Annotated in this window: 11 protein-coding genes and 1 pseudogene; 6 read left to right on the forward strand and 6 right to left on the reverse strand. The window is 59.2% G+C overall.

Annotated features, from left to right (window positions below; translation table 11 throughout):
• Nucleotides 1–291 precede the first annotated feature (291 nt).
• The 4 genes from cra to CUC44_RS13790 all read left to right on the forward strand — a co-directional run bounded on the left by cra (nucleotide 292) and on the right by CUC44_RS13790 (nucleotide 4,128).
• Nucleotides 292–1,287: a catabolite repressor/activator gene (cra, locus tag CUC44_RS13775; RefSeq protein WP_167388908.1), complete on the forward strand. Its 996-nt coding sequence runs from the start codon at nucleotides 292–294 to the stop codon at nucleotides 1,285–1,287.
• A 324-nt stretch (nucleotides 1,288–1,611) separates the two neighbouring features.
• Nucleotides 1,612–2,805 carry an aromatic amino acid transport family protein gene (locus CUC44_RS13780; protein ID WP_100860494.1) on the forward strand — a complete coding sequence of 398 codons (1,194 nt, stop codon included), beginning with the start codon at nucleotides 1,612–1,614 and terminating at the stop codon, nucleotides 2,803–2,805.
• Between the two features lie 226 nt (nucleotides 2,806–3,031).
• Nucleotides 3,032–3,436: an MbcA/ParS/Xre antitoxin family protein gene (locus tag CUC44_RS13785; RefSeq protein WP_100860495.1), complete on the forward strand. Its 405-nt coding sequence runs from the start codon at nucleotides 3,032–3,034 to the stop codon at nucleotides 3,434–3,436.
• A complete protein-coding gene (locus tag CUC44_RS13790; RefSeq protein WP_100860496.1) occupies nucleotides 3,436–4,128 on the forward strand; it encodes an RES family NAD+ phosphorylase in 693 nt (230 codons plus the stop codon). The genes CUC44_RS13785 and CUC44_RS13790 overlap by 1 nt, the downstream gene beginning before the upstream one ends.
• 83 nt (nucleotides 4,129–4,211) lie before the next feature.
• On the opposite strand, the pseudogene CUC44_RS13795 reads toward CUC44_RS13790, so the two are convergent.
• From CUC44_RS13795 to CUC44_RS13805, 3 genes and pseudogenes are all read right to left on the reverse strand, one after another.
• A pseudogene (locus CUC44_RS13795) lies at nucleotides 4,212–4,529 on the reverse strand (alpha-amylase family glycosyl hydrolase); the annotation flags it as partial.
• Between the two features lie 309 nt (nucleotides 4,530–4,838).
• Nucleotides 4,839–17,801: a two-partner secretion domain-containing protein gene (locus CUC44_RS13800; RefSeq protein ID WP_100860497.1), complete on the reverse strand. Its 12,963-nt coding sequence runs from the start codon at nucleotides 17,799–17,801 to the stop codon at nucleotides 4,839–4,841.
• 11 nt (nucleotides 17,802–17,812) lie between these two features.
• Nucleotides 17,813–19,312 carry a ShlB/FhaC/HecB family hemolysin secretion/activation protein gene (locus tag CUC44_RS13805; RefSeq protein WP_167388909.1) on the reverse strand — a complete coding sequence of 500 codons (1,500 nt, stop codon included), beginning with the start codon at nucleotides 19,310–19,312 and terminating at the stop codon, nucleotides 17,813–17,815.
• 670 nt (nucleotides 19,313–19,982) lie between these two features.
• On the opposite strand from CUC44_RS13805, the gene CUC44_RS13810 reads away from it, so the two are divergent.
• The gene (locus tag CUC44_RS13810; RefSeq protein ID WP_100860499.1) at nucleotides 19,983–20,417 is read left to right on the forward strand and encodes a DoxX family protein; all 435 of its coding nucleotides are present in this window, start codon (nucleotides 19,983–19,985) and stop codon (nucleotides 20,415–20,417) included.
• A 216-nt stretch (nucleotides 20,418–20,633) separates the two neighbouring features.
• Here CUC44_RS13810 and CUC44_RS13815 read toward each other — a convergent pair whose 3' ends face one another.
• Nucleotides 20,634–22,022 (reverse strand): DEAD/DEAH box helicase, encoded by a 1,389-nt coding sequence (locus CUC44_RS13815; RefSeq protein WP_100860500.1) that lies wholly within the window; start codon nucleotides 22,020–22,022, stop codon nucleotides 20,634–20,636.
• Between the two features lie 333 nt (nucleotides 22,023–22,355).
• Here CUC44_RS13815 and CUC44_RS13820 point away from each other — a divergent pair, with 333 nt between their 5' ends.
• Nucleotides 22,356–23,165 (forward strand): substrate-binding periplasmic protein, encoded by an 810-nt coding sequence (locus tag CUC44_RS13820; protein WP_425266321.1) that lies wholly within the window; start codon nucleotides 22,356–22,358, stop codon nucleotides 23,163–23,165.
• Nucleotides 23,166–23,283: 118 nt separating this feature from the next.
• Here the strand turns inward: CUC44_RS13820 and aroC are convergent, their stop codons facing one another.
• Together aroC and prmB are read right to left on the reverse strand one after the other, a co-directional pair.
• On the reverse strand, nucleotides 23,284–24,372 hold the full coding sequence (gene aroC / locus CUC44_RS13825) for a chorismate synthase (RefSeq protein ID WP_100860502.1): 1,089 nt from the start codon (nucleotides 24,370–24,372) through the stop codon (nucleotides 23,284–23,286).
• A gap of 16 nt (nucleotides 24,373–24,388) precedes the next feature.
• Nucleotides 24,389–25,324 (reverse strand): 50S ribosomal protein L3 N(5)-glutamine methyltransferase, encoded by a 936-nt coding sequence (prmB, locus tag CUC44_RS13830; RefSeq protein WP_100860542.1) that lies wholly within the window; start codon nucleotides 25,322–25,324, stop codon nucleotides 24,389–24,391.
• Nucleotides 25,325–25,358 lie beyond the last annotated feature (34 nt).

Genomic DNA, 25,358 nt, shown 5'->3' on the forward strand with positions numbered 1-25,358 from the left:
AGTCGACCTCGCCTGACAGCGGGTTCTGCTCAACACGATTTGAATTTCAGGAAACTTGCCTGCCAAAAGTAGACCGGAATGTGTCCCCTGGTGATCCAGGGCCCGTTTTTAAACCCGGTCGGCCATTGCTTGCTGACAAGCTGAATCGTTTCACCTACACTCAGACTGAATCGTTTCAGCCAATTGTTCAAGTGCCCGCAGAGAGTGCTTTTCAATGATATGATCCCGCGCACACTTTTCGCTGCCCCGCCCGAGGGCAGACGCGGGCCTTGCAACTCAAACAGAGCCAACATGATGAAACTGGATGAAATCGCCGCCCTGGCCGGTGTCTCGCGCACCACCGCCAGCTATGTGATCAACGGCAAGGCCGATCAATACCGCATCAGCCAGACCACCCGCGACAAGGTAATGGCGGTGGTCAATGCCCACAACTATCAGCCGGACAGCCGCGCCGCCTCCCTGCGCGGCGGCCAGACCAGGACGCTGGGTTTCATCCTGCCGGATCTGGAGAACGCCAGTTATGCCAAGCTCGCCAAACGGCTCGAGCAAGGGGCGCGGGCTCAGGGTTATCAGTTGCTGATCGTCTGCTCGGAGGATGAGCCGGATACCGAGAAGGAGCTGGCCCGCATGCTGGTGAGCCGCCACGTGGATGCGCTGCTGGTGGCGAGCTGCCTGCCGCCGGCGGATCCTTTTTATCTGGATCAGCAGGCTCGCGGTGTGCAGATCCTGGCCATCGACCGCGCCATGGCGGCGGAGCACTTCATCACGGTGGCGAGCGAGAACCAAAAGGCGAGCTGCGATCTCACCGCCTCCCTGTTCACCCCTGCCATCCGGCATCTGGCTTTGATCACTGCGCTGCCAAATCTCACGATAAGCCAAGAACGCAAGGCGGGTTTTGAACAGGCGCTGGCGGATCACGACGGTGCCCGCCCCTCAGCCCATCTCTGCGAGGGGGAGCACTTCTCCCGCGCCGAGGGCTATCGGCTGATCAAGCGCTTGCATCAGCAACTCGGCCAACTGCCCGAGGCCCTGGTCGCCACCTCCTACATCCTGATGGAGGGGGTGCTCGACTATCTGTTGGAGCAGGAGAGCGACATGAGCCAGCTCGCCATGGCCACCTTCGGCGATGACAGGCTGCTGGATTTCCTGCCCTTTGGCATCAACTCCCTGCCCCAGCAGCACGACGCCCTGGCGAGCCAGGCGCTGGAACTCGCCCTCAAGGCCATCAGCGGTGACTATCAGGCGGGCCTGCACTACGTGAGCCGCACCCTCAAGCGCCGCCGTTAACCGCCCCCGCTAACATCCCAGCGTCGGCGCCCGGCCGGACGCTGAACTCTGCGCCGACGAGATCACTCATCGGCGTATTTTTCACCACCCATAACGGCCAACTGTCATCATTTATTTCCACTTGTTGCCACCTAGCAGTACAAACCACAGCCTTTATCCCTTGTAACCACTATTTTAATCCGCTAACGTGGCAACCAACTTTTACAATCGACAGGTCTAGTGTACAGATGCAGCCATTCCGATATCGCTAGCCTCCGGCCTCACCCCCGGAGGCGCCTTGCCACCACTGCCCCTGGCATCTCTTTTTCGTTTCGGATGAACCTCATGAACACCAAGACTCTCGGTTGTACCCTGCTCATCGCCGGCACCACGATCGGCGCCGGCATGCTGGCCCTGCCGCTGGCTTCTTCTTCCCTCGGCGGCCCCGCCACCCTGCTGCTGATGGTCGGGCTCTGGGCCCTGATGGCCTTCACCGCCATGCTGCAAGTGGAGGCGAGCCTCAACACCGGCAAGTGGTACCTGCACCAGTTGGCGGATCAGCTGCTCGGCCCCTGGGGCAAGCGCATCGCCTCCTTCTGCATCCTGATGCTGTTCTATTCGCTGGCCTCCGCCTACATCAGTGGCGGCAGCAGCCTGCTGGCCCAGGCCCTGGCCGATGCGGGCATGAGCGTCAGTCAGGAGCAGGCCGCCTGGGCCTTCACCCTGCTGTTTGGCGGTATGGTGTGCGTCGGCACCAGGCAGGTGGATTACCTCAACCGGCTGATGTTCACCGTGAAATTGGTGATCATGGTGGGAGTGCTGGCCCTGCTGCTGCCCCGCGCCGAGGGCCAGCACCTGCTCTCCATGCCGCTCGGTCAGGGCCTGCTGCTGGCGGGTCTGCCGGTCATCTTCACCTCGTTCGGCTTCCACGGCTCCATCCCGAGCGTGATGCTCTACCTCGGCGATTGCCCCAAGCAGCTGCGCAGAGTTTTCGTGTGGGGTTCAGCCCTGCCACTCATCCTCTACGTACTGTGGCAGGTCGCCATCCTGGGGCTGCTCGGCCAAGAGAGCCTGATCCAGACCGGCGGGGCGCTCGACAGCCTGCTCGCCAACGTCGGCAACCTGGTCAGCTGGCCTGCGTTCAATCAGGCGATGCATCTGTTTGCAGACCTGGCGCTGGCCACCTCCTTCCTCGGGGTGACCCTGGGTTTGTTTGACTTCATGGCCAAGGTGACCCGCCGCAAGGATAACTGGCAGGGTCGTAGCCAGACCGGGCTCATCACCTTTGTGCCACCCCTGCTGTTTGCCCTCTACTTCCCGCAAGGCTTCATCATGGCGCTCGGCTACGCCGCCATAGCGCTGGCAGTGCTGGCGGTGCTGCTGCCGGTGGCCCTGGTGTGGCAGAGCCGCAAACGGGCCGAGGCGCACCACTACCGCGCCCCGGGTGGCGTGCTGGCTCTGGGTCTGGCCGGTGCCATGGGGGTGCTGATCGTCGGTGTACAGGTCAGCGTGAGCCTCGGTTTCCTGCCAGCCCTCTGATCCTCATCGGTTCAAAAGATAAAAGCCCCGCCCCATTGGCGGGGCTTTTTATTGGTCCCCTTTCTGATCCCAGCCATAGACTGACCAAGAGACCCATCCATAGCAATAATGAACATATAGATGAAAATCTGTATACATGTGTACATATATGCACAACTCTTCTACACTGAGAACCAAGCAATAGTCGTATCCGTGCCCGCTTCGGCACAGAGGTTCAGGAGGCATCATGGTTGCAACAGCACAGGTATCTCACCAAGAGAACGCCATCGATCCCAGCAAGGCGCTGCCGGTGGTGTTCCGCATCCTGGATAAATGGCAGTGCAGCACAGATGAACAGCTGACCCTGCTTGGCATCTCGTCCCGTTCAACCTTGAACAAGTACAAGGAATCGAGCGGCGGCATACGCCTTGGGGTCGATCTGCAGGAGCGGATGAGCTACATCCTCAACATCCACAAGAGCCTGCGACTGCTGTTCAGCCTCGATGAGAGCATCTACGGCTGGGTGCGCAAACCCAACAGCCACCCCTTCTTCGCCGGGCGCAGCGCCATGGACGTCATGCAGGGGGGGCGCGTGGCCGATCTCTATGAGGTCGCGACCCGCTTGCACGCCTGGCGTGGGGGTCAGGCCTGATGACAGCCGCTCCGCCCCTCAGCGAGCTGGACGATCAGCACGCCTTTCGCATCATCCCGAGCCGCTATCCCCCCATCTGCCTCTATGAAGACGTGGCCAACGCCGACGAGCTGGAGGCGGTCTGGGCCGTCGAGGCCCTCACCAACGACAGGTTGAAGGAAGAAGCCGGAGATCTTGGCAGGGTGCCAAAAGAAGACTGGCTGGTGGGACTGGCCGGTGGCAGCTATGTGATGGCGGCCTTCACCCACCTCAATCCGGAGGGGGCCCGCTTCACCACGGGGGACTTTGGCGGCTACTACTGCGCCCCCCTGCTCGATACCGCGGTGAAGGAGACCGTCTATCACCAGGAGCGCGTCTTCGGTTACACCCAGGAGCCGGCCCAGAAGCTGCAGATGCGGGTGCTCCACACCGAGTTCTGTGCTCGCCTCATCGATATCCGCGGGGAGAGTTACCTCGCCTCCCCCCTCTATCACGCCACCGACTATGGGCAGTCTCAGGAGTTTGCCCGGGAGCAGCAGACCCAGGGTCAGGATGGCATCCACTACCGCTCGGTGCGCCACAGCGGCCACGACTGCTACGTGCTCTACCGCCCCCGCCTCATCACCAAGATCCACCAGACCCAGCATCTGGAGTACCACTGGAACGGCAGCGCCATCGCCAATGTGCTCGAGATCAGACTCTATGGGGAATAATCACATCCCCGACAAGACAAAACCCCACCACACTGGCGGGGCCATATCAAAAAGATGTGTTCCAATATGCCTAATTAATATCGCTGATACCAATGCCATACCAACAGCGGCCATTGGAACAGTGCCGCCCAGTGCTCGGCCACTTCCCGCTTGCTCCAGCCTTGCGCCTGCTCGGCACCCACTTTCAGGACCAGGTGATACAGGTTGATCATCACCGCATAGGTGCAGATACCAATGGCAAAAATCCGCGACAACTGGCCCAGCTTGTCTACCACCCACTGGCGACGATGCTCGTAACTCTGCTCTTTCCCACACCGGAAGGCCCGCCACACACAGCGGCTGACCACGTGGTAGTATGGCGTATCCTGCAGACTGATTTGACGTGAACGAGCAATGGTCATGGCAAGTTCCTTGGCAGTGATGCCTCAAACCAAACAAACCGCTACCCCTCTGTCAAAAAAGTGGGTGTCCCAGAATCTCCCCCCATCATCGATAATAAAATAACCAAAAAATAAAACCGGAAGGCAACCCCATCCAAGTCTGTTTGAGGCAAATAAAAAAATCATCGCGAGAGAATGGAAATGCATTACTCATATCCCAAGCCAACCAAGCACCTAACAAACGCCCAAAGATTGTTAGAACAAACAATATTATGCACATCGCACAACATAAGCACAAAAGGTTAAGTAATGATGCATATTTATTTTTTATCACTTACCACCACCTTCCAGCTTATCCTCAACCATCCCTGATACTGCAGAGTCACCAATATTACCGACTATTGATGGCAATGGATGTTGTGGTACTGGTTTCGTTATTGTCCAGACGCCTGTAGGTGCCCACTCATATTGTTTTGATATTGGATTTAGCTTTTTATCGAACGGCACTTTGATTACATTCCCAGCAGCATAACCTGCAGACGCCCCAGTTTTACTCAGCAATGCGGCCATAAACGGATCATCACCGCTAATTTCAGCTTGGTAATAACCGCCAGCAGCATTCCAAGATACTGTTGGATTGTAACCTTTACCTGCTGTGATTCCGCCGAGGATTACAGAACCAAGTACATCAGATAGTTTTATCTCACCGGTAACACCATATTGAATACCTGCATTCGCCGCCCCTGCGACGCCCACCGCAATAAGCTGTTCTTTAGTATTTTTAACTGCATTAGTAATGATCGCCTTCCCTCCCATTAGGGCGACAGGCCAAGAGGTAGGGGTCAATACCACATCCATAATCCGATCACCTGTCGTAATATTATCCTTAAGGAATTTCAGATCCGTCCCGTTTAGATACTTCACTATTGCAGCAGCATCAGGATCTTTCAATTTCTCACTCAACCTGATTTGTTGGGGATCTGCATCCATCGCAACATTAGTATTGGCCTGAATAAAATCTTCCCAAGAGACACAGGTTACACCACCTCCAGTACAGGAGTTAGCCAGTTTTTTACTGTTTTCGTTGCTTTTATTAATGTATTTTTCAATAACTCTGCTGCAGTCACCTCCGGACTCTTTGCAGTCAGATAACTCTTTATCAAATTGTCGGGACTCGATTTGGCTTAGCCAGTTATTCTCCACCACAGTCTTCCCGGTCTGTGCTCCCGCCAACACCTCGGTACTGCTATCACCGGTCAGGCCACCGGCCAGTCCTGCGGCCAGGGTCGCCAGGGTGGAGACGGTCTCCTTCTCGCCTTCGGTCAGCTGGCTTGCCTCTTTGTGGTAGAGTTCAGTCGCCAACATGCCGACCAACTCGCCGGTGGCGGCGCCGGTAGCGCTGACCATGGCATTCTTGTTCTGGGCGGCGGCCAGGGCTCCCTGTACCAGGGCATGGGCCATCACCCTGGATGGACCCTCCGGGGTTTGCTGTTTAATCAACTGAGCCAGATAAGGGGCCGCGGCACCGGCAGCGGCCTGAGTGATATTCCCGCCGGCCAGTCCTTGCAGGGCGGCTGTCGCCGCCTGCATACCCCGCTGGAAGTCACTGCCGACCCCCCATTTTGCTTGGAGCTCCTTGTACTCCTTGCTCTGGGCATACTCGGGATCTTCCTTGGCTTGCTCGTTCGCCTTCCCCAGATATTTGGTCACCACCAACTGGGTCGCCTGCTGCCCGACTTCGCCGATCATCTGGGCCTCCTGCATCCTCTCCAGCTCTTTCTGCTTGTCGAAGATGGGTGAGAGGCCGTTGGCCGCCTGGGTCGGATCCCGATGCAGGGTTACTAGATCCTGCTGCTGCGCCTCTTCATTACGGATCTCTATCTGACCCGCGCTGATGGATGCATGAGTGGTCGAGCTGGCACTGCCGCTACTGTTGCCCCCCCCCAGCATGGTAGCTGCCGTCGGCTTTCCTTTGCCTGAGAATCCCTCCTCCTTGGAACCACCACTGCCACTGATGCCTATGCTCTGGCTTTCGACCTTGTAATCGGCGCGGTTGGCCAGATCGCTCCAACCCAGCGTGCCGGTAGAGAGCCGATTCTTGCTATCGTCCTCACTGCCCGCCAGCACGGCACCATTGAGCTGGGTATGCTCACCGACCCGGATATCGAAGCCCTGTTTGCCGGCAAAGACCCCGGTTTGTTCCACCACGCTCTCGAAGTCGCTGTTAATCTTTTGGCGACTGGCATTGATGTAGCCAGAGCCTGACATGGAGCCAAAGGTGAAGCTGCCTCCCGCTGCTATGCTGCTCTGCTTGCTCTGGTAGTGATCGTTATCCTGCTGACTGGTGAGGGTCAGGTTGCGGCCTATATCGGCACTGACCTTGTCGCCGCTGACCATGGCCCCGAGCAGGGTTGCATCACGGCCCGAGGTAAGTGTCAGCGCATTGCCGGCAGTGACATTGGTTTCGGTATAGCGATCCGAATCGCCATTCTCCTTGCCCTTGGCGGCATTCATATTGGCAAAGATGCTGATCCCGAAGCTGCCTTGGGACACCCCGATACTAAGCCCCACATTCCAGCCGCTGCTATGGTTGCTGCCTTTGCTATCGCTGCTGTTGACTGCCGATTGCAACACCAGATCACGGGCCGCGCCCAGGGTCACGTTCTGCCCCTTGACGCTACTGCCTGTCATCAGGAGATCACCCGAGGTATTGGCTGCATCCCCCTTGGCAACTATGGTCACATCGCCGCCTGCGTTGACCTCTGAGGTGAAGGCATTGCTCTCACTGCTCTGGTTGCTCGAGTGGCTACGCTGGTTGCCCACCGAAATGGCGATGCCAATGAAGGAGGCGTCAGGCACCCCACCGGGGCTTCCGGAGCTTAGTTGCGATGCCTCCCAGGCCTGGTAACCACTCATCGCCGCCTTGGTGCCTTGCAGGGCGACCAGGCGATCGTTGCTGCTCTCCTTGCTGGTCTTGGCGGTATCATAGGCAGCCTGTACGGCGGTGACGGCCCCCCCGGTCAAGGCCAGGGTCAGGCCAGATTTCTGGCTCTTGAACTCCTCCTTGCGCGTGATGATCTGCTGCTCGGACAGGATGGCGACATCCTTGCCCGTCATCAGGATATCCTTGCCGGCGATGACATCGCTGCCCGCCACCACCAGCTGATTGCCCGCCTGCAGGGTAACATTTCCCTGCACGCTGCCGACGCTGGAGCCCTCTTTGGCCAGAGTGGTGCCCATCATGTCGCTGCTTTGCTGCTGCTTGCCGATGGTGACCCCCAGACCGCCGCCGCCCATCAGGCCGGAGCGTTTGGTCTCGCTGAAGTGCATCTCGCGGCTCAGCAGATCGACAGCGGAAATATTCAGATCGCGGCCCGCCAGCAAGGTAGCACCGAGATCCCCGACCACATTGCTTCCCTTGATATCCATATCCTGCTGCGCCTTGAGCAGCACGTACTGGCCACCCAGATCGCTGGCCTGGGCGGCATGTTGCTCGACGATGTCATGGGTAGTGGTGGTCTTCTTGCTGAACGCCTTCTTCTTTGTCTCCTTGGTATAAGACTCACGGTAGTCGGTGGTCTCACCGGACTCGACCAGAAGATCTCGCCCAGCGGTGGCCGACAGTTGCTCCGCCGCCTGTACGCTGGCGGCGCGCAGGTTGAGATCCCCGCCCGAACGCAACGCTATGTTGCTGGCGGTCAGGTTGACCCCCACCTCTTCACTCTGACGTTCGATGTCATAGCCATTGCGGCGAGTGGTATGCAAGGAGGCTTGGTTATCCGCGGTTTTCAAATTGAGTTCGTTGCCAGCCTGCAACAGTGCATCCCCTTTCGCCGTGAGGGAGGTGGCACTGATATTCAGATCCCTGTCTGCCGAAAGGACCAATGAACGACCCGCATCCAGGCTGCTCATCATCTGCTCGACCCGGGTGAAGCGGTTCTGGCCCTCTTCCCACTTGCTACGATCCTCCAGGCTGCCGATGGTGATATCCCTCCCTGCCGAGAGGGACATGTCGAGGCCCGCGAGGAGATTGCTGGCTGACAGGGAGATATCCTGCCCGGCTTGCAGCAAGAGGTTGCCTGTTGACTCGATACGGGCGATGTCCCCCACGTCGGTGCGGCTGAAGCGGGTCTGATCGGTGAGTTCGCTCGACAGCACTCCGTTGACATCCACATGACGCTGAGCGGTCTGGGTTTCGTTGCGAATCGATCCGTCCAGCGAGGCAATGGTAACATCTCCCCCCTTGATGAGGTTCTGGTTGAGGATGTCTCCCTTGGCAATCAGCTCGAGACGCCCACCGGCCTGGATCTGACCCTGGTTGACCAGGGTGCTGCCGCTCTTGAGGGATAGGGTGCCATCGGCCAGCAGGGTACCGCTGTTGTTGATGCCCCCCGCAGTCAGATCGATATTGGCGGCAGTGATGACACTACCGGAGAGGTGGCGTTTGTCGGCTTCGGTCAGGTAGAGCTTGGGTGCGAGCACGACCTTGCCCTGATACCAGACTGGCTCCCACCACACCATGCTGCGGCCGAGTTGGGCCACCTGCTCGGCGCTCAAGGCAACCCCTGGAGAGAGCCCAAGCTCACGCTGGTTCTTGGCCGCGTTGTCGATCAGAGCCTTCATCTGAGCCAGATCAGATCCCATCTCGTTGTTGATGAAGCGCCGACCGGTCTGGGCCAATACCGCATCACGGATAACGCGGGTATCGAAGGCCGCATCCCCGAGCAGCTTGATGTCTTTCTCCGGGGTGAAGTTCACCTGATCGAAGAAGTAATTGGAACCAAGGAACTGGTCGACCTGGGTCAGAACCGGACTGGTTTCAACCACTGGAGCCGTGACCACGGCAGGCGCGGGCTGGCTGCTAATCTGCACGGAGCCGGGCATCGTCACCGTCACGCCGCTAACGGGTTGACCCTGCCAGCCATTTTGTAGGCTCTGTTGCCATTGGCCGGCGACTTGTCCCCCTCCTCCACTAACTTGTGGCCCACTACCGGCATGGGTAAATCCATCCTGCAGGCTTTGCTCCCATTGACCGGTTGACCCCGAATGTCCACCCGAAATGTGCGGCCCCTGTCCACTGGGATTGAAGCCCTGTTGCAAACTCTGTTGCCATTTTCCAGAGACACCGGTCACGCCAGACCCGACCTGAGGACCCTGTACATTGGAGTCAAAACCTGGTTGCAGACTCTGCTGCCATTGCTGAGAGACGGTGGCATGGCCATTGTTGACTGGCTTGACGCCATTCAAGTCTTGGAAATCGGGGGATGCAGCTTCGCCAATCACACGCCCAGGCAACGACCAGTTCGCGTTCTGACCATTAGCCTCAGTTATTCCACCATTGCCAGAAATGCTATCGAAGGAGAGTTGTCCCGTACCCTGCAACTGCTGCTGGAGAGCTGCATCGATACGATCCATCATACCGTTGCCGGATTGCCCCAAGTTGGCCAGCAGCGGATTGACCTCGATCAGATAAGGGTTGTCACCGCTGTCATTGATGGTAAAGAGTCCCTTGTCTCCCGAAGGCAACTGGAAGTCCGGCATCGGTACCCCGTTATCGGGGCCGACCGGCTTGAGCACCTGTGAAAGATATTGAGCATCCCCCTGCAGTCCAGGGGCCGTACCTGCGCCCCCGGCTTGAGGCAATGACATACCGGGACGTTGGGTGGTGGTGCTGACCGGGCCAGCGTTGGCTTTGATAGTGACGTTATCTATCATTCCGGCAACGGTGCCAGTTAGATTACCGCCGGCGGAAATAATGCTGTTGAACTTCCTGCCAGCTTCAAGCTGGACCTCATTGACAGCACGTAACACATAAGTCGCTGCCAGAGATGCCTTTGGGGCACCAGGATCGCTGGGGCCAGAGCCGCGACCACCCCCCACCACCTTACGCAGACCGAATCCATCAGCAGGACCATATTCCAACTGAAGCTCAACTTTTCCCTCTGATAGAGACTCATTTTTTACGTCGCCGGACTGAATGGTAATATTGCCACCGGCAGTGATATTCGAGTAAACGTTATTAAGATGCGTCGACGCCAATTGTAGATGTTGACCCGCGGTAATTTGACCTTCTGCGGAAGCTTCCGACACTCGAATCTCGGCACCAGTGACCGCTTCTGCCACTGTACGTGAGTAGTTTGCCCAAATAGTATATTGATCATCATGATCAGCAGCACCGCCCCTAACAGAAACAGACAGTGTTGGCATGACGACCTTGGTCTGCGGTGGTTGAGCACTCTCACCTCCCTGGCGACTCACCACAAACTTGGCTCGTTGGTTAAGAATGTCATTAGCCGTCAGCATCAAACTTCCGCTAGCTTCTATGATTCCTGATGAGTTGGTTATGCTTCCATTGTTAACTCGAATATTCGCATCTCGTTCAGCCAAAATAGTGCCATATTCATTGGCCAAATTACTGTTGGCAGTTAGATTCTGGGTGCCGCCACTATAGATAGTTCCTCGGTTATAAAGGGAATCACCTTGCCAACCCATATCTCCGTTGCTGGCTATCAGCCCGGTATTGCGAAGCTCACCCTGGGTATTCAGAGTCAGACCCTGACCGGATTGGACGCTGCCATTGTTCTCCAGTCGCTGGGCGCTCAGCTGCATCACGCCGTTGCTTACCAGGGCCCCGCTATTGGTCAGCTGACCGCTGACGCCCGCATGGAAACGCTGACCTGCCCCCCACTGTCCCTGATGTTGCCAGTTGCCTTGCACCTGCAGGTCCAGTATGCCCTTGGCGCTCAGAGTACCCTGGCTATTAAGTGATGAACCAACCTTAAGGGAGAGATCGCCACCGGACAGCCATTCACCTATGCCGGTTACCTGGCCTGCCTCCAGCGTGGCCTTCTGCCCCGCCAGGATCTTGCCGGGAGCATGGATGTCGTTACTGCGCAGGGTCAGTTGCTGCCCGAACAAGATGCCGGTATTGACCAGACGTGCCAGTGGCGAGGCTTCCAGCCAGTTGGCGCTGACGAGACCCGAGTTGCTTAACAGGTTTCCCTTGAGGAATAAACTGTTGCCGGATGAAAGCTCGCTGGCATTGCTCAGCGTGGTAGCAGAAATATCGCCCTGGTTCTGTGCTCGCAGCACGGCGCCCTGCTGATTGTCGAGGGACTGCGTCTCAAGGCGCACAGAGCCCCCCTGCACACGCCCACGGTTCTGAACCCCGGCATTGATGATGGCCAGATTATTGGCGAGTAACGCACCCCGGTTATCGAGTTGAGCACTCGTGATTGTTAGCCCATCCCCTTGCAAGGTTCCCCGGTTATCCAGTCGAGCGCCACTCAGGCTTCCTTGACCGGCAACCAGCATGATGCCGTCGTTTTGCAGCTCGCCGCGGCTCTGCAAACTACCAGCCTCAATGCGACCCTGCTGATCGATACGAGCCGCCCCCAGAGTCAGTTCACCGCCACTGAGCAGATTGCCCAACTGGCTTAGCTGGGAGGCGGTGGTGAGATTGACATTGCCCTTAGAGGCCAGGGTTCCCTTGAGAGTCAGTGAAGGCGCAGAGAGAAGGATTCCCCCATCTGCCTGTACCGTGCCCGCAAGTACCGAATCCTCGGTGAATATGGCATTCAAAGTGCCATTGGCGCGAGTCTTGCCACTCTGTTGCCAACTACCGCTGCGCAGTCCGAGATCGGTCCCTGCCAGCAGATCGCCCTGCTGTTCAACGCGGCTGCTCTTGATCTGCATCGCTCGCTCAGACTGCCAGAGCCCCTGCTGAGTCAGCAGCTTGCCTTCGACCGACAAGTTACCGCCCGATACCAGCTGACTGCCACTCTTGCTACTCAGATCGCCGCGGCTCAGCAGGGTCAGATCGCCACCACTGATCAAAGATCCGTTTAACCTGACAGTATCCGCCTGGATATCGGTCACGCCGAGAATACGCCATGGACCCTGCTGTTGCAGTTGGCCGGTGCGCAGCGTCAGAGTGCCGTTGCTACCCAGAGTGCCCGCCCCTTGCCAGCTCGCACTGTTCAGAACGAGATTGCCACCTTGCAACTGCCCACCATGCTGAACCGCGCCCCGGGCGTTCACCACCAGATTGCCCTGGCTGTTGAGACTGCCTCCTGTCGTCAGGTTGTTCGTCTTCAGGGTGACAGTTCCCCCCTGCAAGGCACCATCCAGCGTCAAGGCTTCGCCTTCTAACCGCAGCACCCCATCCGTGACAGTCGTGCCACTGTGGTTGAAGCTTTGCCCCTGCCAGCTCAGATCATCAGCGGCTGAGAGCATGCCAGCGCTGCTGACATCCGCAGCATGGAGTGCCAACCGGCCGTTACTGGCCGTGGTGCTGCCGTTCTCAAGAATTATCTCGTCGGCAGTCAGGGACATGTCCTGATTGGCCAACAACTTGCCACGGCTATCAAGGTGCTCCGCCGTCAGGGTCATGGCGCTGCCAGATTGCAGCGTACCGCTGTTGTCCAACTCATCCAGCGTCAGGCTCTGTGCCAGACCACTGATCCAGTGCCCGCTGTTGAGCAGACGAGTTGCCGTCAACGTGATGCCTTGATCAGATTGCCAATGACCACGGTTGATCAGATCGCCAGTTTTCAAGGCTAGCGCACCCTTGCTGACAAGCACACCGCCGTTGTCGATATGACCAGCCTCCAGCGCAAGCGTCTCACTCGAGATCTTGCCTTCGTTATGCAGGGTATCCGCCACCTGCAATGCCAGGCTTCCCCCGCTGGCCAGCACACCTTGCTGAGTCAAGGCTGTCGCCAGGATTTTCTGCTGTAAACCAGCCACTATGCTGCCCTGCAATGTCATCTGGTCGGCTTTTAGCTGCTGCTTTTCCTTGGCCAGCAGACTGCTTGTCTTGCCTGTAGTCAGGGTGCCGGCTTCCAGTGTCTGGCGATCCCCTTTGAGGGTCCCCTCCAGGGAGATCTGGGTGCCACTGAGTTCAGCCTCGCGGGCGACGGTTGTCCCTCCCATGGCCAGATGCTGACCACTCCATTGCAGACGGTCGGCCACGACATTGCCTGCCAGCGTTGCCTTGCCCGTAGTCAGTGCGAGTTGGTTTTTGGCCTGGGTGAGACCACCTAGGGTCAAGGCGTCGGCTTCCAGCGTCAGATCGCCACTGCTTAGCATGTCCCCTTGAGAGTCCAGGGTTGCAGCATTCAGATTGATGAGATCCTTGCCAACCAGCACCCCATTGTTCTCGAGACGATCCGTGGCCACCATGGTCAACCGATGAACGCCCACATCACCGCTGTTGATGAGGTGTTGACCCGACAGGGTCGCCCCTTTGGCGATCAAGGCACCCAGGTTGTGCCATTGTTTCCCCTCCCAACCAAATTCCCCCAGGCTCTCCATCCGCCCGCGGTTTGTCAGCTGTTCAAATGCCAGTCCCATGCTGGCCGCACGCAAGGCGCCGCTGTTGTTGAATTGGGAGCCTTCCATCTGCAGCGCGCCATCACCGACCCACTGGCCATGCTGCTGCACATCATCAACCTTGATGGACTGATCGCCTGCGCCGAGCCAGGAGCCTTCTTGCAACAAGCTCTTGCCAACCAGAGTGAGTGGCCCACCGGCCACCAGAGTCGCCCCCTGCTGGTTATGCACTGCTCCGACGTTGAAGTTCGCTGTCTGTTCGCTCGCCAAGCGCCCCTTGTTGACCAGGGTGTCGGCCAACAGCTGCCATTGGCTGGCTTGCCAGTCCCCATCGAGCGTCAGTTGTTTCCCTGTGCTCTGCAGCAGGCCGCCAACGCGCCAGTTACCAGCCAGCTGTTGCTCATCGCCCTTCAGGGTCAAAGAACCACCAATATCGGCATTCCCTCCCAGGGCTAAGAGGTTGGCACCAAGCTGGACAGCCCCCTGGCTGGTGAGGCGCCCGGTCAGGATGGCGCGCTCCGCCGAAAGTTCGACCCCTTGCTTGCCTTGCAGCAATCCACTGTTTTGTAGCTCTTTGCTGGTCAGGGAAAGTTGGTTACCCGCCAAGCTTCCCTGGTTGGTCAGGCGCTCTTGGGCCTCGATGCTGTGTTTGCTCGCGGCAATGAGGGTCCCATCGTTATCGAGTGTGCGAGTGGTCAGAGTCAGATCCTTGCCCGCCTGTAACCACCCTTTATTGGTCAACTCATCGCTCTGCCAGGTAAATCCATCTGCGATGAGGTGCTGGCCACTGCTCAGCCCCTCACGACTTTGCAACGCCGCCGTCCTGGCTTGTGTTGAGCCGCCCAGTTGCAGCTTGTCGGCATCAATACTGAGGCCTTGGGCAGTGTTGAGCGTGCCGAGCTGGATATAGTTGTCCGCCGTAATGCCCACGTTCTCCTTGGCTGCCAAGGTTCCCGCCAGGTTCACCGTCTTACCGGCCAGCGATAACTGGCCACCGGCCTGCAATACACCCTTGTCTTGCTGGGTCAGCCGTGTTCCACGCCAGACCAGCGTATCGTCAGTTGCCAGCGAACCCAGTTGATCCCACTGCCCTGCGTCGATGTCCGCCTGCTTGGCCAACACCTTGCCGACGCTGCGCAGAGTTTCCGCCTTCACGTTGAGATCTGCGCCAACCTCCAGTTCACCATTAAGATCAGCCTCTTTCGCCCCGATCTGCAGCGCGCCACCGATTTGCTGCGTACCAGACAGGCTCAACAAGGTGGCACCCAAGGTCAGATCCGTGCCAATGCGAGACTCGCCACCGAGTTGCAGCGTATCGCCCTGCAATTGAGCGCCCTGGGTGGTCTCCAGTGTTCCTTGCAGGATCAATCGAGAGCCCGTCAAGGCCATATCTTGCGCGAACAATCCTCCCTGACTGCTTAGCTCGGAAAAATCGAGCGCCATGCGCCCCTGAGCCAGTGCGGTGCCCTTGTGGATCAGGGTATCTCCTGACAGGGTCAGATCGGCACCCGCCTGCATCCAGCCATTACCTTCAAGCTGCGAGCTTTGCCATACCAAGTTGTCCGATGCCAGCAGTCGACCATGCTGACGACCACGGTCGCTGGTTAGTTGAACGGACTGCCCCTGTACCTGCCCCGCCAATGACAAATCATCGGCCTTAATGACCATGGCCTGGCCGCTGACCAGAGCGCCACTTTGGCTGACTTCTTTACCCTGGATATTCAGTGCATTGCCGGCACCGATAGTGCCACCCAGCGTCAACACTTCACCGCTCAGCGTTACCCCCTGGTTCGCAATCAGTTCGCTGTTTTGACCCGTGGTCAGCTGTTGACCCAGCCACTGCAGCCCTTCCCGGCTGTGCAGCTTGCCATCACTCTTGGCCTGATTGACCGCCAACACCAGCGACTGGGCCTTAAGCAGCCCATCGAACTGCCCTTCCTCGGCCGTGACCTGGGCCTTGCCTCCCACCTGTGTCTGACCACTCAGTTGCAACAACCGGCTGCCCAGTTGCAGCTCACCGTCGGTCAGTTGCTGCCCCGTCAGTACCAACTCATCCCCGTCAAGGGTGAGCCGTGATACCCCCAGCAGCGTACCGGTGCTACTGAGTTGATGGGCATCCACCGCCACATCCTGACTGGCGATACGCCCCTTGTTGGTCAGCTTCTCGGCCGTGATTGCCAGGGTCTCACCACCGGCCAGGGAGCCCTGGTTGCTCAGGGAATCCCCCTTGAGCACCAGATGCTTGTCTCCCTGCAGGCTGCCACTGTTGTCCAGCTCACTACCTTGCCAGTTCAGGGTCTGGCCCGCCTGTATCTCGCCCTGGTTATGGAGCTTGCCTGCCGTCAGCCGGACGTCTTCTCCCCGCACCTTGCCACTGACGGCCAAGGCTTTGGCATTCACCGCAAGCTGCTGAGCAGCAACCTCACCCTCCAAGGTCGCTCGTCCAGCTTGCAGAGTGGTCTTGGTACCTGATTCACTTTTGCCCTGTGAGCCTTGCTCCCACTGGTTGCCAGCCTTGATATCCAACGAACCTGCCGAACTCAGCACACCATCGTTGCGACCGCTGTCACTCAGCGCTACCTCCAACGTCTGCCCACTCTTGAGGAGACCTTTATTCTCAAGGTGCTGGCCTTGAACATTCAGGGTCTGTCCTGCCTGGGTCTTCCCATGGTTGCGCACGTTTTTTCCGACGAGGCTGACGGTGTCCCCCTGCAGATCCCCCGCTTGAACGAGCTCGTCTGCCGTCAGGGCAACCCGCTTGGCTGCCATTGTGGTGCGCGCGTTGATATCCCGGGCGTTGACGTCGATAGCATCGGCTTGCACCTTGCCCCCCGCGAGGGTCAATCCCTCATCGGCTTTGAGTGCCAGGGCACCACCGCTGGTGAGGCTACTCTGATCGAGCTGCAGCGACTTGCCCGCAAGACGAGCGTCTTGCGCGACCTGAATATCGGCATTCTGTGCGCTCAGCGTCCCCGCAGCGCCAATCTGTGCCTGACCACCGGCCTGCACCTTGCCGGTCAGGGAAACATCATCATGCCCCTCAACCCGCAATGCGCCTGTGGAGGATAAATCTCTCAGTCGAATTTTCCCGCTGGCATCCAGGGTCAGATCCCCTTGATTTGCCACCGCATTGGCCAGATTGACCCCGACCCCCTGCTCGGTTGAGACAAGACGGATCTTTCCTGCATACATGCCACCAAGGGCCGAGGTATCGATGGCGACTTCTGGTGCCGGGCCTTCCCCAGCCTGGGCCCGGATCTCCCCGGTCTGGCGGTTGACCTGATTGGCCCCGGCTATCACGTTGACCTCTTTACCGTGCAAGGCGCCATTGAGCTGCACTGCTCGCGCGACCAGATCAACGGAAGCCTGACGGCTGGCATCCAGCCCCTTGCCTCCCACCGTCAGCGTGCCGCGTTTGACATCCAGCATCTGCAACTGCCCTTGGGCATCCAGCACAGGTTTGCCGGTCGACAAGGTCACGGTCGGCGTATTGATGAAACCGCAACCATCACAGGTCAGCCCATTGGGGTTGGCCACCACCACGCCCGCCTGCTGGCCTGCGACCTCGAGATACCCTTGCAGCTGGGACGGATTGACCCCGATGACTTCATTAATAATGGCACTGGCGGCTTGTCCCCCCAGATGAGGGTTATTCTGGATGAGCCCGCCCAGCTGGGTCTGGGTTAACTGCCCGGTAGCATTATTGAGAATGGCCCCCCCCTGACCGACGTTGAAATCGGTATAGAGGTTGTGAGAAATCCCGGCGCCATTTGGCATTGAAATGTCCACGATGGGCACACCGTTCCCCGCCTGGTTGAGGGTGGTATTACCGGTCGCCACCGCGATCCCCTCAGCGAAGGCAGGATGAGCTGGCTGCAGCGCCATCATCAGACACATTTGGTACACTACGGCGCGGCACACCAGGGAGAGTTGGGGCTGACGGGCAGTCATGATAGTCATCGACTTATTCCTTAAAACGTGACGCTGGCGCGGTAGTAAAGTACCCAGGGGTCGGGATTGAGCCAGCCAGGGGCGCTGACGGGAAACCCTATGCTGATGTTGGCGGTAAGGTGTTGATAGCGCTGTTCCCAACCGGCGGCGGTTCCCACCAGGCTGCGCCAGCTATCTTGCTGATTTCCCAAATCGACCCGGCCCATGTCCAGAGCTAGCCAGATACGCCACTGACCAAGCCAGGCGGGTGACTGTCCCTGCCAGCTCACTTCGTTACGCAGGTAGCCGCCGGTGTCTCCACTGATGCTCTGCTCCTTGAAGCCGCGTACAGAAGCCTCTCCCCCCAGAGAGAGGCGCTCCACGCTGTAGAGCACGTCCGGTGACCATTGCAACGAACCGGTCGACAACCACCCCAGATGCTCCCCCGCCGTACTGTAGCTACCAAACAGCCCCCATTTTTCAAACTGGGCTTGGGGCAGCAGGGGGGAGCGGCCATGGTCGCTGTCGGCGCCGAACCAGTCGGTACCCAGGGTCAGGGCCGGGTTCAGGGTAAAGAAGTGGCGGTCGATCCGTGTCGCCAAGTTGAGTCCAAGGCGAAGAGAGGAGAGTTCATAGCTGCTGCTCTCCAGCAACTGCTCCATGATGAGGTTGCGGCTCTGACGATGAGTCATGCCGGCTACCGCCGATATCTTGCTTTCCCCATCCCGATAGAGGGTCCGGGCGAGGTTGCCGGTGACGGTGCGCGTGTCTCCCCGACTCTCAAACACAAATCCGCGGGATTGCACGTCGTTGCGGTATTCGCTGTACTGATAACCCGCATCCAGCAACCAATAGCCGTAGGGCAGGCTCACGCCGGCTTGCCAGGTCGCCGCATTATGGGCATCGCGCCCATCCGTGCTGCTGGAAGCCCCCAGGGTCCATTGATCGGCCAACGACAGCAGATCATCGGCGCTCAGCGACAGGCGTCCCTGCTCTTCTCCCGTACTCTGCTGGCCGCTGTTATCCAGATCCAGGCTCCCCTGTACGGGGAAGGCTCGCCCTCCCTTGAGGTTGACGATGGAGAGTCCTGCCTGGTGACCGGGTTGAATATCGAGGCGATAGGAGAATGACCGCAGCCGGGAGAGCTGATCCACCCCCTGCTCAAGATCCCGCAGATTGAGGATCTCGCCAACCAAACCGGGGAACAGAGTTCGGGTCATGGGGTCGGGTTGACCATCCACCACTATGGCCTCGATGCGCCCCTCCAATACCCCCAGGGTCAGAACGCCAGTCGCAAGATCCTGCTCCGGCAGGAAGGCCCGACTGGTGATATAGCCCTTGGCCAGATACCACTGGCTAACGGCACGGATCAGACCGTTGATATGGGAGAGGCCCATGCAGGTATTCAGATAAGTGTCGGTGAGACTGGCGCTGGTCTTGGCATCCAGCACTGTGCTCCCCTCCAGGCGGATCTCGGTCACCTGGAAACAAGGACCACTCGCCTCGGCATCACCCGGCGTTGCCGGGGCAGGTAACGGCAACTGACGCGCCACCTCATCACGCTGCCGGGCCGCATCCTCGAGCAGAGCACGCTGGCGCCGTTCAACATCATTTTGATCCAGCGGAGACGACAAAGGCCCAGCAGCATCGACGCCCTGAGCGAATAGTAAAAACAACGCAACTGCGCCCGTGCAAATGCGTGAGGTGTAGCAACCCATTGTGATGAATCTTCTAATTGTTTTTAGTGCCACCTTGTCGTGCGCCAGAAACTCGAACTGGTTTCTTTATGAACACGAAAGACCTGAACGGGGCGGATTATACAGAAGGCGACATTGGGTGCGACACCTTTTGTCACCCCTCCTGTGATGTTGATCTCGTCAAGAGATAAAGAATACGTTTGTCTTTAACTGCGTCCATCTGCCGCCTTCTTGCTGACAAGATCACCAATAATAAGCCAACCCATCAGCCTTAGTTTGTCGTCAGGACAAAGCGTGCGGCAGCCATTGCTCTAACCAGCCGAACTGGGCCTATATGAATTGAATAGTTATCATTTAACTCCATTTCATTGATTTTTCTCAATCTTGTGAAGCTGGATGCGGCGTAAGGTGGAAGGACTGAGGGCTCGAGTAGAGCCGTACGATCAGACTGATCGGAACGTCAGCTTATCCAGTGGCGGCTGGCATTACACATCATCAAAAGGAATTCATTCACATGGTTGAGACACTGCTGAACAACATCAATCGCCTGCTGCACCACGAAGACATGGGCAAATTGTTACTGCGATTGGCCGTCGGGGGCTTGATGCTGTTTCACGGCCTACACAAGCTGATAGATGGTGTGGATGGCATCAGCGCCATGCTGATGGCGAAGGGGCTGCCGGGGGTTATCGCCTATGGGGTGCTGCTGGGAGAAGTGGTTGCGCCCCTGCTGATCATCCTCGGCGTCTTGACCCGGCCGGCGGCGCTGGTGCTGGCGTTCACCATGGTGGTGGCCTGGCTGATGGTGGGCACGGCCAAGACCTGGCAGCTGGATGCGGTCGGGGCCTGGGCCATCGAGAGCCTGGCCTACTTCTTTATCGGGGCACTGGCGGTGGCGCTGCTCGGGGCCGGACGTTTCTCCCTTGCCGGCAATACCAGCTGGCGATAGTCGATTTGAGTGGAATATTTATCTGAATAATCAAACAAAAACATCCCGTTTAATCCATAAATAATCAATTAAATAGAGTCATTACGAGATTTAAGTTCGATAGATCAGCACAGCATCGGGGTCGCCATCTTATCTCCTCGACATAAAAAAGCCCTGCCAGATTGGCAGGGCTTTTCCTATCTATCGCATCGGCGGTGAGGGAGTTCCCCCACCCGCTTATTGATTGTGGCTGGCGCGGCGAGGACGACGGGCCTGGGCCGGTTTTCCAGCACCATCGGCCGGACGCTGACCGCCCTGGGGCTTGCCACCGTTACCGGAGCGGGCACCGCCGCCGTTATTGCCTGAGCGACCGGCGCCCTGACGCTGGCCTTGACCCTGCGGGCGCGGCGCACGGCGCTGCTCGCTCGGATCGCGCGGCTCTTTGCGCAGGGGCGCGCCGATACCACGGGCGATGTTATCCAGGGTCTCGCGGGAGGCTTCGAAACCGGCCACCTGCTCGCACGGGATGTTCTGCTTGGTCAGGCGCTCGATGGCCTTGATCAGCTTGCCTTCATCGGCCGCGACCAGGGAGATGGCGTGACCGGCTGCGCCGGCACGGCCGGTACGGCCGATACGGTGCACATAGTCTTCCGCCACGTTCGGCAGCTCGAAGTTGACCACTTGCGGCAACTTGTCGATGTCCAGACCGCGGGCGGCGATGTCGGTCGCGACCAGCACCTTGACGCTACCATCCTTGAAACCGGCAAGGGCGCGGGTACGGGCCCCCTGGCTCTTGTTGCCGTGGATGGCGGCGGCGCTGACGCCGTTCTTGTCGAGGGTCTCGGCGACACGGTTGGCCATGTGCTTGGTGCGGGTGAACACCAGTACCTGCTGCCAGTCGTTGCTGGTCACCAGATGGCTCAGCAAGGCAATCTTGTTGGCCTTGTCGCACGGGTGCACCAGCTGCTCGATACGCTCGGCTGTGCTGTTGCGCGGGGCCACTTCGATCACCGCCGGGTTGTTGAGCAGACCGGTGGCCAGCTCGCGGATTTCATCGGCGAAGGTGGCGGAGAACAGCAGGTTCTGACGCTGTTTCGGCATCAGGGCCAGGATCTTGCGGATGTCACGGATGAAGCCCATGTCGAGCATGCGGTCCGCTTCGTCCAGCACCAGGATTTCCACTTCATCAAAACGCACGGCGTTCTGGTTGTAGAGATCCATCAGGCGGCCCGGGCAGGCGACCAGCACATCCAGACCACGGCGAGTCGCCATCATCTGCGGGTTGATGCTGACGCCGCCGAACACCACGTGGCTGCGCATCGGCAGATGCTTGCCGTAGTTGCGCACGCTCTCGCCTACCTGGGCGGCCAGCTCGCGAGTCGGGGTCAGTACCAGGGCGCGAATGCGGTTAGGAGAGACCTTACGCTTGCTCTCCATCAGACGCTGCAGCATGGGCAGGGTAAAGCCTGCGGTCTTGCCGGTCCCGGTTTGGGCCGCCGCCATCAGGTCGCGGCCGGCCAGAACGGCGGGGATCGCTTGCAGCTGAATGGGGGACGGGGTGTCGTAGCCTTGCTCGGCAACGGCACGCAACAAGGGTTCGGCCAGACCGAGGGAAGAAAAACTCATAATTACCTGCTAGAGATAGGGGCGCCGGGGATTTGTGGTGGGGCTCCTCTGCTGAGCCGATGCCATCTCACAAGAACTGGGCCTATTGAGAAAACAACGATTTCCCCGGGGAGCAGAGCAAAGGGGAAAGAATAGAGGCGCAGTCTAACGGAGTTGGCACCGTCATACGAGAAAAATGTGACGACCCTCCCAGCATGGGTAGAAAAGAGGGCTGCCGCGGGGCAGAATGGCCATGCTACAAGTCGCCCGAATCGCGGCCGCAAGGCTCATGACAACCGCCACCATGACACCGACATGGCAACACTATGGCCCAGAACAGGGAGGTTCTGCTTGATAAGGATGCATGTCCCCGGCGCGCTCTTGCACGCCCTGGGTCTGGCCTCACTGTTTGCCTTGAGCCTGCCGCTCATGGCCAGAGAGACGCTGTCGGTGGCCTGGAGCCACTGGCCCCCCTTCAGCCAGCTCGACGCCAGGGGGGAGCTTGAGGGGATCGATGTGCGTCTGACCCGCCAGATCCTGCAAGAGGCAGATCTTGAACCCACATTTCGCAACCTCCCCTGGGCCCGGGCCCTGCACCTGCTCGAGCGCGGCCAACTGGGTGCCGGCATGGGAGCGCTCGATACCCAGGAGCGGCGCCAGTTTGCCCGCTTCTCCGCCCCCTATCGGCGCGCCAGCTTTGTGCTGCTCAGCCATAGCGCCTCTGCGGGAGTCGTCGATCGTTGGCAGGGAATAGCGCGCTTTGAAGATCTGTGTCAGGCAAGCGGGCTGCGGCTTGGCAAGCTGCGGGGCACCCGCCCCACCCCGCTCACCGAGGCCTGCCCCTCCCTCAAGGAAGCGCGCGAATACAACTCGGATGACAAGCTCATCGAACTGCTGCTGGCACGGCGTCTCGATGGCATCATCATGGAGTGGCAACACGCCCAGTACCGGCTGGCGCAGCTGGGGGCGGAGGAGTTCATTGCCTGTCAGTTGCTCATGCACCAACAACCGGTCAGCCTGATGTTTGCAAAAGAGGCGCTGAGCGATGCCCAGCTCGCCCGCATCGACGCCGCCATCGCGGCCCTGCCCGCCCCCGATGTGGCTTTTGCCCCGCCCAATTGTCGCTTCGACAACACTCGCTTCCCCCAGGGGCCAGAGAGCTGAACACTGGTCATGAATGCCCATGAAAAAGGCGACCCTTGGGTCGCCTTTTTTACGCTTGTATGGCTGTTGTGATCAGCCGCTTGTCCGATGCACTGATCATCGTCTGCTTATCAGCGACTCAGCGCAGCTGAGGGGTCTGGGTCAGCACGCCCATGTTCTGGGCACGGTGGCGCAGCAGGTGATCCATCAGCACCAGGGCCAGCATGGCCTCGGCGATGGGCACGGCGCGGATGCCGACGCAAGGATCATGACGGCCCTTGGTGATCATCTCGGTGGCCTCACCACTGATGGTGATGGTCTTTCCCGGTACCGTGATGCTGGAGGTCGGCTTGAGCGCCATGCTTACCACTATGTCCTGGCCTGAGGAGATACCCCCCAGGATGCCGCCCGAGTGGTTGCTGGCAAAACCGGTCGGGGTCATCTCGTCGCGATGCTCCGAGCCTTTTTGCTCCACCACGGCGAAGCCATCACCGATCTCCACGCCCTTGACCGCGTTGATACCCATCATGGCGTGAGCGATGTCGGCGTCGAGGCGATCAAACACTGGCTCCCCCAGGCCCACCGGCACATTGGTGGCGATCACCTGCACCTTGGCGCCGACGCTGTTGCCCTCTTTCTTGAGGGCGCGCATGTATTCGTCGAGCGCCTCCAGCTTGCCCGCATCCGGGAAGAAGAAGGGATTCTGCTCAATCTGCGCCCCATCGAACGCTTCGGCCTTGATGGGGCCGAGCTGGGAGAGGAAGCCCTGGATCTCGATGCCGTGCATCTGCTTGAGGTACTTCTTGGCGATGGCACCCGCCGCCACCCGCATGGCGGTCTCCCGCGCCGAGGAGCGACCGCCGCCACGGTAGTCACGCTGGCCGTACTTCTGGTGATAGGTGTAATCGGCGTGGCCCGGGCGGAACAGGTCCTTGATGTCGGAGTAATCCTTGGAGCGCTGATCCTGGTTCTCGATCATCAGACCGATGGAGGTGCCGGTGGTTTTGCCCTCAAACACCCCCGCCAGGATCTTCACCTCGTCATCCTCGCGGCGCTGGGTGGTATAGCGGGAGGTACCGGGCTTGCGGCGGTCCAGATCGATTTGCAGATCCGCTTCGCTTATCTCAAGCCCGGGCGGGCAGCCGTCGACCACGGCGCCGAGCGCCAGGCCATGGCTCTCGCCGAAGGTGGTGACCCGAAAGAGTTGGCCAAAACTGTTCCCTGCCATGGAGGCTCCTTGCTGCTTAGCTCTTGTAAATCGCGAAATGATCCTGATATTGCACCAGCTCGGCCCGGGTCATCACGAACACGCCGTGACCGCCGTTCTCGAACTCGACCCAAGTGAAAGGCACCTCGGGGAACTGGGCTTCCAGGTGGATCATGCTGTTGCCCACCTCGACCACCAGCACGCCGTCCTCGTTGAGGAAGTCGGCGGCATTGGCCAGGATGCGCTTGGTCAGTTTCAAGCCATCGGAGCCGGAGGCGAGCGCGAGCTCGGGTTCGTGACGGAACTCGTCCGGCAGATCCGACATGTCCTCGGAATCCACGTAGGGCGGGTTGGAGACGATGAGATCGTACTTGTCACCGGCAGGCAGATCGCGCATCAGATCGGAGCGGATCGGGATAACCTGCTGCTCGAGGCCATGATCGTTGATGTTGCGCTCGGCCACGTTCAGGGCATCGACGCTGATGTCGATGGCATCCACTTCCGCGTGGGGGAATTCGTGGGCCATGACGATGGCGATGCAACCGGAGCCGGTGCAAAGATCCATGATCCGGGTCGGTTCCTCTTTCAAGAAGGGCGCGAAGCGGTTGGCCACCATCTCGGCGATGGGGGAGCGCGGGATCAGCACTCGCTCGTCCACGTAGAACTCCCAGCCGGCATACCAGGCCTTGTTGGTCAGGTAGGCGGCGGGCACCCGCTCCTGCACCCGGCGGATGATGAGCTCGGCGATGCGGTGACGCTCGCTGGTGGTCAAACGGGAGTGGCGCATGCCCGGATCCACGTCTGGCGGCAGATGTAACGCGGGCAGCACCAGTTGCACGGCCTCATCCCAGGCGTTGTCGGTACCATGTCCGTAGAAGATCCCGGCGTCGTTGAAACGACTCATGGCCCAGCGCAACATGTCCTGGATGGTGTGCATCTCGGCAACCACCTCATCGATAAATATCTTGTCCAAATCCACCTCCAAGTCGAGTAATATCCGGCCCGAG

Origin of the sequence: Aeromonas lusitana, from assembly GCF_002812985.1 — a bacterium.
Taxonomy (GTDB): Bacteria; Pseudomonadota; Gammaproteobacteria; order Enterobacterales; family Aeromonadaceae; genus Aeromonas; species Aeromonas lusitana.

Excerpts from the sequence above, each read along its gene's own strand:
- cra (WP_167388908.1), top strand. The coding sequence starts at position 292 with ATGATGAAACTGGATGAAATCGCCGCCCTGGCCGGTGTCTCGCGCACC.
- CUC44_RS13780 (WP_100860494.1), top strand. The coding sequence starts at position 1,612 with ATGAACACCAAGACTCTCGGTTGTACCCTGCTCATCGCCGGCACCACG.
- CUC44_RS13785 (WP_100860495.1), top strand. The coding sequence starts at position 3,032 with ATGGTTGCAACAGCACAGGTATCTCACCAAGAGAACGCCATCGATCCC.
- CUC44_RS13790 (WP_100860496.1), top strand. The coding sequence starts at position 3,436 with ATGACAGCCGCTCCGCCCCTCAGCGAGCTGGACGATCAGCACGCCTTT.
- CUC44_RS13800 (WP_100860497.1), bottom strand. The coding sequence starts at position 17,801 with ATGACTATCATGACTGCCCGTCAGCCCCAACTCTCCCTGGTGTGCCGC.
- CUC44_RS13810 (WP_100860499.1), top strand. The coding sequence starts at position 19,983 with ATGGTTGAGACACTGCTGAACAACATCAATCGCCTGCTGCACCACGAA.
- CUC44_RS13815 (WP_100860500.1), bottom strand. The coding sequence starts at position 22,022 with ATGAGTTTTTCTTCCCTCGGTCTGGCCGAACCCTTGTTGCGTGCCGTT.
- aroC (WP_100860502.1), bottom strand. The coding sequence starts at position 24,372 with ATGGCAGGGAACAGTTTTGGCCAACTCTTTCGGGTCACCACCTTCGGC.